This window comes from Pantoea sp. AN62 (genome assembly GCF_050432985.1).
In the GTDB taxonomy this organism is placed as follows: Bacteria; Pseudomonadota; Gammaproteobacteria; order Enterobacterales; family Enterobacteriaceae; genus Pantoea; species Pantoea brenneri.
This window is the reverse complement of the sequence record NZ_JBNPYB010000005.1, coordinates 189,666-202,206: the sequence shown is the minus strand read 5'-3', so window position 1 is coordinate 202,206 and position 12,541 is coordinate 189,666. Positions and strand designations below refer to the sequence as shown.

At 56.1% G+C, this 12,541-nt stretch carries 9 protein-coding genes; 4 read left to right on the top strand and 5 right to left on the bottom strand.

Annotation, left to right across the window (positions count from 1 at the left end):
- The first annotated feature begins 79 nt into the window (after window positions 1-79).
- The 3 genes from FHW04_RS08010 to FHW04_RS08000 are packed head-to-tail and all read left to right on the top strand — an operon-like array spanning window position 80 to window position 3,370.
- Window positions 80-1,495: a sodium:solute symporter family protein gene (locus FHW04_RS08010; protein WP_031376681.1), complete on the top strand. Its 1,416-nt coding sequence runs from the start codon at window positions 80-82 to the stop codon at window positions 1,493-1,495.
- Between the two features lies 1 nt (window position 1,496).
- Window positions 1,497-2,690: a sialidase family protein gene (locus FHW04_RS08005; protein ID WP_069728421.1), complete on the top strand. Its 1,194-nt coding sequence runs from the start codon at window positions 1,497-1,499 to the stop codon at window positions 2,688-2,690.
- Between the two features lie 8 nt (window positions 2,691-2,698).
- Window positions 2,699-3,370 carry an SDR family NAD(P)-dependent oxidoreductase gene (locus FHW04_RS08000; protein ID WP_031376683.1) on the top strand — a complete coding sequence of 224 codons (672 nt, stop codon included), beginning with the start codon at window positions 2,699-2,701 and terminating at the stop codon, window positions 3,368-3,370.
- A 13-nt stretch (window positions 3,371-3,383) separates the two neighbouring features.
- On the opposite strand, the gene yacL is transcribed toward FHW04_RS08000, so the two are convergent.
- The 3 genes from yacL to FHW04_RS07985 form a co-directional block, all read right to left on the bottom strand.
- Complete coding sequence (yacL, locus tag FHW04_RS07995; RefSeq protein ID WP_031376684.1) at window positions 3,384-3,767, bottom strand: protein YacL; 384 nt, start codon at window positions 3,765-3,767, stop codon at window positions 3,384-3,386.
- 189 nt (window positions 3,768-3,956) lie between these two features.
- The gene (acnB, locus tag FHW04_RS07990; RefSeq protein WP_089561388.1) at window positions 3,957-6,554 is read right to left on the bottom strand and encodes a bifunctional aconitate hydratase 2/2-methylisocitrate dehydratase; all 2,598 of its coding nucleotides are present in this window, start codon (window positions 6,552-6,554) and stop codon (window positions 3,957-3,959) included.
- 461 nt (window positions 6,555-7,015) lie between these two features.
- Window positions 7,016-7,528, bottom strand: a complete 513-nt coding sequence (locus FHW04_RS07985) for a phenolic acid decarboxylase (RefSeq protein ID WP_162287698.1) — start codon at window positions 7,526-7,528, stop codon at window positions 7,016-7,018.
- Between the two features lie 102 nt (window positions 7,529-7,630).
- Here FHW04_RS07985 and FHW04_RS07980 point away from each other — a divergent pair, with 102 nt between their 5' ends.
- Window positions 7,631-8,527, top strand: a complete 897-nt coding sequence (locus FHW04_RS07980; RefSeq protein ID WP_089561386.1) for a LysR family transcriptional regulator — start codon at window positions 7,631-7,633, stop codon at window positions 8,525-8,527.
- A 519-nt stretch (window positions 8,528-9,046) separates the two neighbouring features.
- Here FHW04_RS07980 and lpdA read toward each other — a convergent pair.
- Both lpdA and aceF read right to left on the bottom strand, forming a co-directional pair.
- Entirely contained in the window at window positions 9,047-10,471 is a 1,425-nt protein-coding gene (gene lpdA / locus FHW04_RS07975) for a dihydrolipoyl dehydrogenase (protein WP_031376687.1), read from the bottom strand.
- A gap of 160 nt (window positions 10,472-10,631) precedes the next feature.
- On the bottom strand, window positions 10,632-12,533 hold the full coding sequence (aceF, locus tag FHW04_RS07970; RefSeq protein WP_089561385.1) for a pyruvate dehydrogenase complex dihydrolipoyllysine-residue acetyltransferase: 1,902 nt from the start codon (window positions 12,531-12,533) through the stop codon (window positions 10,632-10,634).
- Between the last annotated feature and the right edge of the window lie 8 nt (window positions 12,534-12,541).

Genomic DNA, 12,541 nt, shown 5'->3' with positions numbered 1-12,541 from the left:
CGACCATCATCTTTGTATCCTACCGGTCAGATGAGAACGAACCTGATGGTCGCCATCTGCCAGAACAATCGAGGTCATGATGAAAGCATTTTCTACTGAGAGCACCCTGCTGATCGTTGGCATGGTGGTCGCCTATATCCTGTTTACCACCTGGCTGACCTGGCGGCTGCGCAGCAAAAGCAGCGGTGACTTTATGGAAGGCTCACGCGCGATGCCGGCATTTATCGTCGGCGTGATGCTGATGTCAGAATATATCGGCGCCAAGTCGACCATTGGCACCGCCCAGGCGGCTTTTGAAGATGGCTTTGCCGCCTCGTGGTCGGTGATTGGTGCGGCGATCGGCTTCCCGCTGTTTGGTCTGATCCTGGTGAAACGCATCTATAACACTGGCAAAATCACTATTTCGGGCGCGATTGCCGAGAAATATGGCACCTCAACCAAAAATATCATCTCTCTCATCATGATTTATGCGCTGCTGCTGGTGAACGTCGGCAACTACATCAGCGGCGCAGCGGCCATTTCAACCGTGTTGAAAATCGACCTGACGCAGGCGGCCTTTATCACAGCAGTGGTCAGCACCTTCTATTTTGCCTTCGGCGGGATGAAAGGGGTCGCGTGGGTCACGCTGCTGCACAGCGCGCTCAAATATGCCGGGATCCTGATAATCCTCTTCGTGGCGCTGAAGATGACCGGCGGCGTAGCACCAATGATCGAAAAAATGCCGGCGTTCTACTGGACGTGGGATGGTCACGTCGGGGCCAGTACCATTGTGGCGTGGTTGATCGGGACGGTCGGATCGATCTTCTGTACCCAGTTTGTGATCCAGGCGATCTCATCGACCAAAGATGTGAAGTCCGCGAAGCGTGCCACCTGGGTCGCCTTCTTTTTCTGCCTGCCGATTGGTCTGGCGATGGCACTGATTGGCGTGGCGGCGAAATTTGCCCATCCTGATATCAAAAGCCTGTATGCGCTGCCGGTGTTTCTGCAGGATATGTCACCGTGGCTGGCGGGCATTGTCACCACCTCGCTGGTAGCGTCGATCTTCGTCAGCGTCGGTACCGTGGCGCTGGCGATCGCCTCGCTGGTGGTGAAGGACTTTTACGTGCCCTACCGCAATCCGACCCCGGAGCGTGAATTTAAAATGACGCGCTGGATCTCAATCGCTATCGGCTTCTTCCCGCTGCTGTTCGTGCTGTTCTTCCCGGAAGTGCTGAAGCTGTCATTCTTTACCCGCGCCATTCGTCTGTCGATTACCGTGGTGGCGATCATGGCGTTCTACCTGCCGTGGTTTAAAAGCACCCGCGGTGCCAATGCTGGTTTGATCGGCGCCTGTCTGGCGACGTCGGTGTGGTTCATCCTCGGTAACCCATTCGGCATCGATAATATGTACGTGGCGCTGGCGACGCCGGCGATCATCATGGTGATTGACCGCTGCATCCCGTCACGCCAGTCTCAGCCCAATACGCAACGCAATGCACAAAACAGTGGAGCCTAATATGACTCAGGAAACCGTCACCGTCGAACGCACCGGCCAGCTGGCGCCGCACCCGCAGGATAGCGCGCAACAGGTGGCGATGCTGCCATCGTCCTGCCCGCAAAACCATGCCGCCAATCTGCTGCCGCTGCCCAATGGCGATCTGCTCTGCGTCTGGTTTGGCGGTACCCAGGAAGGCATCGCCGATATTTCGATCTGGTGTTCGCGGCTGGCAGAAGGCAGCTCTCGCTGGAGCGAGGCGCAGCAACTGTCGGACGATCCGAGCCGTTCGGAACAAAATCCGGTGCTGTTCCTCGACCCGGATCAGGTGCTGTGGCTGCTGTGGACCGCGCAAAAATCGGGGAATCAGGACACCGCGATTGTACGCTATCGTCAGTCGCACGATCTGGGCCGCAGCTGGGGTGCCATCGCCACACTGCTGGATAAGCCGGGCACCTTTATCCGCCAGCCGGTGGTGGTGCTGCCCAACGGTAACTGGCTGCTGCCGGTGTTTTACTGCCTGACCCGGCCAGGTGAAAAGTGGGTCGGCAGTTATGATATCAGCGCGGTAAAAATCTCTGAGGACAAGGGGCAGAGCTGGCGTGATGTTGAGGTCCCGGACAGCACTGGCTGCGTCCACATGAACGTCACGCTGCTGGATGACGGCACGCTGCTGGCACTCTATCGCAGCCGCTGGGCCGATCATATTTACCAGAGCCGCTCCGTCGATCAGGGCGAAAGCTGGAGTGCCCCACAGCCGTTGTCGCTGCCTAACAATAACTCATCGATTCAGGTCACCACGCTGCGCAATGGTCATCTGGCGCTGGTGTTCAATGCGATGAGCGCGCAAGGCGCGAGTGAGCGGCGGCTGTCGCTGTATGACGAAATTGAAGATGAGGATGATGATGAGGTAGCTGTCGCCGCCCAGCCAGTGGCACACGGCGCGCGAACGGCCTTCTGGGGTGCACCGCGCGCGCCCATGACGCTGGCGATTTCGCATGACGGCGGCAAAAGCTGGCCGCTGCAGCGTAATCTGGATGAAGGCGATGGCTACTGCATGACCAATAATTCACAGCAGAAGCTGAACCGTGAATTCTCTTATCCAAGCATCAAACAGGGAGCCGGCGGTGAACTGCATATCGCCTACACCTTTTATCGTCAGGCAATCAAGTATGTTCGCGTTGAAGAGTCGTGGGTGGCGGGAGGTCGCGCGTGATTGACCAAATGGCGCTGGTCACTGGTGCCAGTTCAGGCATCGGCCAGGCGATTGTTGACCGCTTGCTGGTGGAGGGCTGGCAGGTGATCGGCCTGAGTCGCTCGGCGCTGACGCGGCAGCATCCGGCCCTGCAGAGTTATCAGGTGGATGTCAGTGATGCCGCCGCCTTACAGAAGGTGTTAGCCCGACTGCCGGTGCCCCAGGCGCTGGTACACGCGGCAGGCATGATGCAGGCTGCGCCGCTGGGTGAACTCGATCTCCACGCCAGCGCGCGCTTATGGCAGTTGCATGTGGCAGCGGCGGAGCAACTGGCTAATCACTGCGCGCCACGGATGACCAGTGGCGGCAGGATTGTGCTGCTGGGCAGCCGCACCTCAGGCGGAGCGGCAGGACGCAGTCAGTATGTGGCGACCAAATCCGCAATGATCGGGATGGTGCGCAGCTGGGCGGCAGAACTGGCACCGCGCGGCATTACCGCCAATATTGTGGCGCCTGGCGCAACCGACACGCCGATGCTGCAACAGCCGGGTCGGGGCAGCTCACCGCCGAGGCTGCCGCCAATTGGCCGCTTTATTCAGCCGGAGGAAGTGGCCGGGCTGGTGCATTTTCTGCTCACGCCTGCCGCAGCGGCGATGACCGGACAGCAGCTGGTGCTGTGTGGCGGGGCGTCTCTCAGTTAACCGGCCGGGCGGCTCAGGTCGCCCGGCTTTTATTACCGTACTGATTCACAAACTGGCGATAAGCAGCGATCACCAGCAGAAAATCTTCAATGCCGCAGAATGAGAGGCTCTCTTCGTCGTAGTAGTTCATCCCCTCCTCCATGCCGTCATCTTCCAGCGCCAGCAGATTGGCACGGATCATCACCTCTTCCTCGTCCAGCAGGATAGTGTATTCGCTGCCGACGCGCTGCCATTGTCGCACGCTGCCTTTCACATCTTCAATCGCCGCTTCGACTTCATCCAGCAGGCCGGGATCGTCCCTGACTTCTTCATTGAACCAGTGGCCGACCGCTTCGTGATCCATCGACATGCGCACCTTAATCTGGCCGGTCACATCGCGTAAAAATTCATATTCCATCGCCCGTTCCTCTCAACATCATCGCGTCACGTTATCAGTGTCAGCGCTGCCCCAACGGCAAAGTGTGACAAGTGGCGCATTATTGCAGGCTGTCCGGCGAAATCCAGCTTTTCATCGCACCGGTTGCCGTTGCACAGACGAAAAAAAGGGGCGAATCATCGCCCCTTTTTACTGCTGCTGGTCAGTGAATCAGACCGCAGTCTGGAAAATCACGCCGTCAGCTTTATCGGTGTACTGGGTCAGCTGGTCGAAGTTGAGATAGCGATAAGTGTCGCTGGCAGTTTTATCCACCTGCGCCATAAATTGCTGATACTCATCCGGCGTTGGCAGACGACCTAACAGTGAAGCCACCGCCGCCAGCTCGGCTGACGCCAGGTAGACGTTAGCGCCGGTACCCAGACGGTTCGGGAAGTTACGGGTTGAGGTGGAGACCACCGTCGCACCGTCCGCCACACGCGCCTGGTTACCCATGCAGAGTGAACAGCCTGGGATCTCGATACGCGCGCCGCTCTTACCGAATACGCTGTAGTAACCTTCCTCAGTCAGCTGCGCCGCATCCATCTTGGTTGGCGGAGCCACCCACAGACGGGTCGGTAACTGGCCTTTATGGCTATCCAGCAGCTTACCGGCTGCACGGAAGTGACCGATGTTGGTCATGCACGATCCGATAAAGACTTCATCGATCTTCTCGCCCTGCACGTCAGACAGCAGACGGGCATCGTCTGGATCGTTTGGTGCGCAGAGGATCGGCTCTTTAATATCAGCCAGATCGATCTCAATCACTGCGGCATATTCCGCATCCGCATCCGCTTCCAGCAGCTGTGGATCCGCCAGCCATTTCTCCATGCCTTCAACACGACGCTCCAGGGTACGGCGATCGCCATAGCCTTCAGCAATCATCCACTTCAGCAGAACGATGTTGGAGTTGAGGTATTCAATGATTGGGTCTTTATCCAGCTTGATGGTACAGCCGGCCGCTGAACGTTCAGCTGACGCATCTGACAGCTCAAACGCCTGCTCGACTTTCAGATCCGGCAGCCCTTCAATCTCAAGGATGCGGCCAGAGAAGATGTTTTTCTTACCCTTCTTCTCAACGGTCAGCAGACCCTGTTTGATGGCATACAGCGGAATGGCATGAACCAGATCGCGCAGCGTAATGCCCGGCTCCATTTTACCTTTGAAGCGAACCAGCACGGATTCCGGCATGTCGAGCGGCATAACGCCGGTCGCTGCGGCAAACGCCACCAGGCCAGAACCCGCCGGGAAGGAGATGCCGATCGGGAAACGGGTATGTGAATCGCCGCCGGTGCCGACGGTATCCGGCAGCAGCATACGGTTCAGCCAGCTGTGGATAATGCCGTCACCCGGACGCAGCGACACACCGCCACGGTTCATGATGAAGTCAGGCAGCGTATGGTGTGTATTCACATCTACCGGCTTAGGATAAGCCGCGGTGTGACAGAATGACTGCATCACCAGATCGGTTGAGAAGCCGAGGCAGGCCAGATCTTTCAGTTCATCACGGGTCATCGGACCGGTAGTATCCTGCGATCCCACCGAGGTCATTTTCGGTTCGCAATAGGCGCCCGGACGGACACCGTCGACGCCACAGGCGCGACCGACCATTTTCTGTGCCAGCGAGAAACCGCGGGTGCTCTCCGCGACATCTTTCGCCTGACGGAATACGGTGCTGTGCGGCAGACCCAGCGACTCACGCGCTTTGGTGGTCAGGCCACGACCGATGATCAGCGGAATACGGCCACCGGCGCGCACTTCGTCAATCAGCACTTCGGTTTTCAGTTCGAAGCTGGCCAGCAGTTCGTTGGTCTGGTGGTTACGCACTTCGCCTTTGAATGGATAGATGTCGATGACATCGCCCATGTTCAGGTTGTTCACGTCGACTTCGATCGGCAGTGCACCGGCATCTTCCATGGTATTGAAGAAGATCGGAGCAATTTTGCTGCCCAGCACCACGCCGCCGCCTTTTTTATTCGGCACGTTCGGGATGTCGTCGCCCATAAACCACAGCACCGAGTTGGTGGCGGATTTACGTGAGGAACCGGTACCGACCACGTCACCGACGTAAGCCAGCGGGAAGCCTTTTTCCTGCAGCGCTTTAATCTGTTTGATCGGGCCGACGTTGCCTGGCTCATCCGGCTCAATGCCTTCACGGGCATTTTTCAGCATCGCTAACGCGTGCAGTGGGATGTCAGGACGTGACCAGGCATCCGGTGCCGGAGAGAGGTCGTCGGTATTGGTTTCGCCGGTAACTTTGAACACGGTGACGGTAATCTTTTCCGCCAGTTCTGGTCGTGACAGATACCATTCCGCATCTGCCCACGACTGCATCACCTGCTTCGCGTAGTCATTGCCCGCTTTGGCTTTCTCTTCTACATCGTAGAAGCTGTCGAACATCAGTAGCGTGTGTGACAGGGCTTTGACCGCGATAGGAGCCAGTTTTTGGTCGTCCAGCGCCTCGATCAGCGGATGAATATTGTAACCGCCCTGCATGGTGCCGAGCAGTTCAACCGCTTTTTCAGGAGAGATCAGAGGAGAGGTGGCTTCGCCTTTGGCGACAGCGGCCAGGAAACCCGCTTTAACGTACGCCGCTTCATCGACGCCGGGTGGAACACGGTTGACCAACAGATCGGTCAGAAATTCTTCTTCACCCGCAGGTGGATTTTTTAGCAGTTCAACCAGCGCGGCCATTTGGGAAGCATCTAAAGGCTTAGGTACGATCCCTTCGGCGGCACGCTCGGCAACGTGCTTACGGTATTCTTCTAGCACGACGTTATCCTCGCTCTCATTATGTAGGGCTTTCCGACCACCTTGCTCACTTATAGAGAACAACCTTACCTTATGATGTCCAGGTTGAGGTGCCCGGTTTCGCGGAGGGCAGAATAGCAGGATTTCGGGTGTTTGTTAATCTGTTTACAAAAATACAACATTAAATGCATAACCAATTGCGACGGTTTTACGCCGCCAGCCATCGCCCTTCCGGACGGCAAACCGGCCCGTAAAGCACGCCATTACGCCGCCGGAAAACATCACCACGCGTTGACCTGCCGGTCAGGGTTTTACCAGCAATGATTTATCTGAAATGTATAACGGCGAGGAATAGAACGCCGGCCTGAAGATAATTTTTGGCGAGTTGCTGGCAGAATCAGATACTGTTTCGCAGCAGACAGCAGATGGTTTTGGCGGGTAAGAAAAGCAGAAGAGCCCGGCATGGGCTCTTCTGAACGAGGTTAGTTTTTCAGATTGGCAGGAAAATCGGCGGGCAGTTCACTGGCCGGGCAATCAATCACGCTGTCATTGTTTTCGCCGGCATCGCGGATAAAGGTCAGCGTAGCGAACTCATCAATCACTTCAGTCGGATAAGCCGGACCTGCCTCGCGATATTGTGCCATCTCTTCCAGATGTTCGTTCTGGAAGCAGACAGTTTTTTCCGGATTGTTCATCACCCAGCGAGGGAAGAAGATGGTGCCGTGGAAAATTTTATCGGTCAGGTTAACCGCCAGGCTGACATCGGTGCCGGTTGGCTCGGTCCAGGAGACTTTATAGACATCCTGTGCCAGACGGACGATATAAGCGTGCTGATTTTTCACCCAACGGTTACCCACCATTCCGCTGTGAATCCGGTAATCAACGGTGTTGGCATTTTTTATATAGAGCTCGTAGTTCCAGCCGTTGTCATAGGTATAAACCAGATGTTTGCCGACCAGACCAGACAGGGTGTTTTTATCAAAAGTGCTCATGATGATTTCCTCATTTATTTGCCTTGAGGAGATTATTGCGCGTTACAAAACCGATTAATAACGCTATTTTTAGCACTTATTCATTCAAATTTTAGATATATTATTATGCATAAAACGACGCTCGAACAGTGGTTTCTTCTCGACTCGGTAGTTAACGAAGGAAGCTTTGCACTGGCGGCAGAGAAAAATAACCGCAGCCAGTCTTCAGTCAGTTACCAGATTGGTTTGCTGCAGCAGCGGCTGGGCGTAGCGCTACTGCAACAGGCAGGACGCCGGGCGGTTCTGACGGCGGAGGGCCAGCAGCTACTGGCGCAGGCGCGGCCGCTGCTGACCGGTTTTAGTAGCCTGGAAGCGCAGGCGGCGGCGTTACAGCGCGGCGAGCCTTCCCGTGTCGACCTGATGGTCGATGCCATCGCACCTAAACCGCTGCTGTTTAAGGTGTTACACCAGTTTCAGCAGCGTTATCCGCACGTCCGCGTCTGGTTCAGTGAAATCGTCCGCAGCGAAACGCCGCTCAGGCTGGCTGAACAGCAGGCCGATCTCTGGCTGGTGGCACACAGCGACGACCAGCCATTGGCAGGTGAGAGTCTGATGAGCGTCGATTTTATTGCCGTCGCCCATCGCGATCATCCCCTGCACAGCGAACCGGCTCCGCTCAGTGCGACGACGCTGGCGCGCTGGCCCTGCATTACCATCCTCGATCGGCAGCAACAGCAGCAGTCAGAAGTCAGTGGCGAGCAGGCAGAGAACTGGTCATTCACTACCCTGTCGGCGGCTATTGAGGCGGTGCAGCATCAGCTGGGCTATGGCTGGTTGCCGGAGAAGAACATTGCCGCCTTGCTGGAGAGCGGCGAACTGCGCCCGCTTCCGCTGCTGCAGGGACGTCGACGTTCAACCTCGCTGATGTTGCGCATCAATGAGGAGAGATTACCGGGCAATGCGGCCATCGCGGTACTGGCGCAGATGTTTATCGACCAGGTGGCGGCGGACCGACGGGTGTGATGATACGTGTTTCGTTCGTGGGAGAGGATAAGTGCGGGTTGGGGTATTTTGTCCCCGCAGATGCGGGGAATACGTGCCGTAATAGCGGTGATGGCAATCGATGAGCGTTTATCCCCACTGGCACGGGGAACACTTCAGGAAGTTCCCAACCATCTTCTGCCGCCTCGGTTTATCCCCGCTGGCGCGGGGAACACTCCAGCCGCCCGCTGGCGATGGTGTCGTAAGCCGGTTTATCCCCGCTCACGCGGGGAACACGGCTTTCAGTGCTTCCAGGTTCTTCAATATTGCGGTTTATCCCCGCTCACGTCCAGACTGCAGAAAGCATGATCGCGGTTTATCCCCGCTCACGCGGGGAACACCCTAAAATTATCTGATTGATTACTAACTTCTTTTTCAAGCCCGATAATTCTACCGAATTCTACCCCCAGACTTAAGCCAGATGCACAGTTAATCGCCAGTCCAAAATTCAGGCAAAAAAAAGCTCCCTTATCGGGAGCTTTTTCTATCAGGCAGAGTGACTTATTTCTTTTTCGCTTTCGCGTTAGGCAGATCGGTGATGCTGCCTTCAAAGATTTCAGCCGCCAGGCCCACTGACTCATGCAGGGTTGGGTGAGCATGGATGGTCAGCGCGATATCTTCCGCATCACAACCCATCTCGATCGCCAGACCGATTTCACCCAGCAGCTCGCCGCCGTTGGTGCCGACAATCGCGCCACCGATAACCCGGTGCGTTTCTTTGTCGAAAATCAGTTTGGTGATGCCGTCTGCACAGTCAGAAGCGATAGCACGGCCAGAGGCTGCCCACGGGAAGGTGGCGGTCTCGTAGCTGATGCCTTTCTCTTTCGCTTCTTTCTCGGTCAGGCCGACCCAGGCAACTTCTGGCTCGGTATAAGCGATGGATGGGATCACTTTAGGATCGAAGTAGTGCTTCAGACCCGAGATCACTTCCGCCGCAACGTGGCCTTCGTGCACACCTTTGTGCGCCAGCATTGGCTGACCGACGATGTCGCCGATAGCGTAGATGTGCGGCACGTTAGTGCGCATCTGCTTATCGACACGAATGAAGCCGCGATCGTCCACTTCCACGCCCGCTTTGCCCGCATCCAGACCTTTACCATTCGGTACACGACCGATAGCAACCAGCACTGCATCGTAACGCTGTGCTTCGCCTGGCGCTTTTTTACCTTCCATCGAAACGTAAATGCCATCGTCTTTTGCTTCAACGGCGGTCACTTTGGTTTCCAGCATCAGGTTAAATTTCTTGCTGATTTTCTTGGTGAAGACTTTCACCACGTCTTTATCCGCAGCCGGGATGACCTGATCGAACATCTCGACCACATCAATCTCTGAACCCAGCGCATGATAGACCGTCGCCATTTCCAGACCGATGATACCGCCACCCATAACCAGCAGGCGCTTCGGTACTTCTTTCAGTTCCAGTGCATCGGTTGAATCCCAGACGCGTGGATCTTCATGCGGAATGAACGGCAGTTCGATTGGGCGTGAACCCGCAGCGATGATAGCGTTATCGAAGTTGATGGTGGTCGCGCCGCCTTCTCCTTCAACCACCAGGGTGTTAGCACCGGTGAATTTGCCCAGGCCATTAACCACTTTGACTTTACGACCTTTTGCCATACCTGACAGGCCGCCAGTCAACTGGTTGATCACCTTCTCTTTCCAGCTGCGAATCTTGTTGATATCAGTCGATGGCTGACCAAACACAATGCCGTGCTCTTCAAGGGCTTTCGCCTCTTCAATCACTTTAGCAACGTGCAGCAGCGCTTTAGATGGGATACAACCGACGTTCAGACAAACACCACCGAGGGTGCTGTAACGCTCTACCAGTACGGTTTCCAGACCTAAATCCGCGCAACGGAAGGCTGCAGAGTATCCTGCAGGACCCGCCCCAAGTACTACGACCTGGGTTTTAATCTCTGTACTCATCATGACCTCTTATTTGATATCCGGCGGGTCAGACGTTCTTATGATGCCCTTGTTCCACCGGGACTTTCACCGCAAGAGTTTACAGAATTGTTAACAAACTGCCAACCGCGGTGCGACGAATCGTTACAGGAAGGCCGGCTTTCGCCGGCCTTCTTCACATTTACATAACTAAACGACGAATGTCGGAGAGCATATTGCCGATCAGAGTGATGAAACGCGCACCATCAGCACCGTCGATAACACGGTGATCGAAGGAAAGAGAAATTGGCATCATCAGACGCGGCGTAAACTCTTTACCATTCCATACCGGCTCCATCGCCGATTTGGAGACACCAAGGATCGCCACTTCCGGCGCGTTAACGATCGGCGCGAAGTGGGTGGTTCCCAGGCCGCCAAGGCTGGAGATAGTAAAGCATCCGCCCTGCATGTCCCCTGCCGTCAGCTTACCGTCACGCGCTTTCTTCGAAATCGCCATCAGTTCACGCGACAGCTCGGTGATGCCTTTTTTGTTCACGTCTTTGAAGACCGGAACCACCAAGCCATTTGGCGTATCAACCGCCACACCGATGTTGATGTATTTTTTCAGCGTCAGCTTCTGGGCATCTTCAGACAGCGAGCTATTGAAGCGTGGCATCTGCTCAAGCGCCGCAGCAACCGCTTTCATGATGAACACCACCGGGGTGTACTTCACGTCCATCTTACGCTTCTCGGCTTCCGCGTTCTGCTGCTTACGGAATGCTTCCAGGTCGGTGATGTCGGTTTTGTCGAAATGCGTAACGTGTGGGATCATCACCCAGTTACGGCTCAGGTTAGCACCGGAAATTTTCTGGATGCGTCCCAGTTCGACTTCTTCGATTTCACCAAACTTACTGAAGTCCACTTTCGGCCATGGCAGCATGCCTGGCAGACCACCGCCGCTGGCAGCAGCTGGTGCCGCTTCAGCGCGTTTGACCGCCTCTTTCACGTAGCTCTGCACGTCTTCTTTCAGGATGCGACCTTTGCGGCCGGTGCCTTTGACTTTCGCCAGGTTAACACCGAACTCACGCGCCAGACGACGGATCACCGGAGTAGCGTGAACGTACGCATCGTTCTCGGCAAACTCACCTTTGCTCTCCGCTTTCGCTGCTGGTGCTGCGGCCGGTTTGGCTTCGGCTTTTTCTGCCGGTGCGGCTGCGTCCTGCTTCGCGGCGGCCGGTGCTGCGGCTGGCGCGGCACCTTCCACTTCAAACACCATGATCAGCGAACCGGTGCTGACTTTGTCGCCGGTGGCCACTTTCAGCTCTTTCACGGTGCCGGCGAATGGCGCAGGAACTTCCATTGAGGCTTTGTCGCCTTCCACCACGATCAGTGACTGCTCAGCCTCAACTTTGTCGCCGACTTTAACCAGCACTTCAGTAACTTCTACTTCGTCACCGCCGATGTCCGGTACGTTAACCTCTTTTGCGCCCGCAGCCGCAGCCGGAGCCGTTGCTGCTTCTTCTTTCACTTCAGGTTTCACGTCAGCGGCTGGCGCTGCGCCTTCCGCTTCAAACACCATGATGTGCGAACCGGTGCTCACTTTGTCGCCGGTGGCAATATTGATCTCTTTCACGGTGCCGGCGAACGGTGCCGGGACTTCCATCGAGGCTTTGTCGCCTTCCACCACGATCAGAGACTGTTCTGCTTCAACTTTGTCGCCAACCTTCACCAGAATCTCAGTGACTTCAACTTCGTCACCACCGATATCCGGCACATTGACATCTTTGCTGGCAGTAGCAGAGGCAGCCGCTGGCGCCGGGGCCGCGTCGGCTTTTTTCTCTGCGGCCGGGGCCGGTGCAGCTTCTGCCGCACCTTCCGCTTCAAACATCATGATCAGCGAGCCGGTTTCCACTTTGTCACCGGTGGCGATTTTGATCTCTTTGACCACGCCAGCCTGCGGCGAAGGCACTTCCATTGAGGCTTTGTCGCCTTCCACGGTGATCAGCGACTGTTCGGCTTCCACCTTGTCGCCAACTTTCACCAGAATCTCGGTGACTTCAACTTCGTCAGACCCGATATCCGGTACCTTAATTTCGATAGCCATTACTCTAT

Excerpts from the sequence above, each read along its gene's own strand:
- lpdA (WP_031376687.1), bottom strand. The coding sequence starts at position 10,471 with ATGAGTACAGAGATTAAAACCCAGGTCGTAGTACTTGGGGCGGGTCCT.
- FHW04_RS08010 (WP_031376681.1), top strand. The coding sequence starts at position 80 with ATGAAAGCATTTTCTACTGAGAGCACCCTGCTGATCGTTGGCATGGTG.
- aceF (WP_089561385.1), bottom strand. The coding sequence starts at position 12,533 with ATGGCTATCGAAATTAAGGTACCGGATATCGGGTCTGACGAAGTTGAA.
- yacL (WP_031376684.1), bottom strand. The coding sequence starts at position 3,767 with ATGGAATATGAATTTTTACGCGATGTGACCGGCCAGATTAAGGTGCGC.
- FHW04_RS08000 (WP_031376683.1), top strand. The coding sequence starts at position 2,699 with ATGGCGCTGGTCACTGGTGCCAGTTCAGGCATCGGCCAGGCGATTGTT.
- FHW04_RS07980 (WP_089561386.1), top strand. The coding sequence starts at position 7,631 with ATGCATAAAACGACGCTCGAACAGTGGTTTCTTCTCGACTCGGTAGTT.
- FHW04_RS08005 (WP_069728421.1), top strand. The coding sequence starts at position 1,497 with ATGACTCAGGAAACCGTCACCGTCGAACGCACCGGCCAGCTGGCGCCG.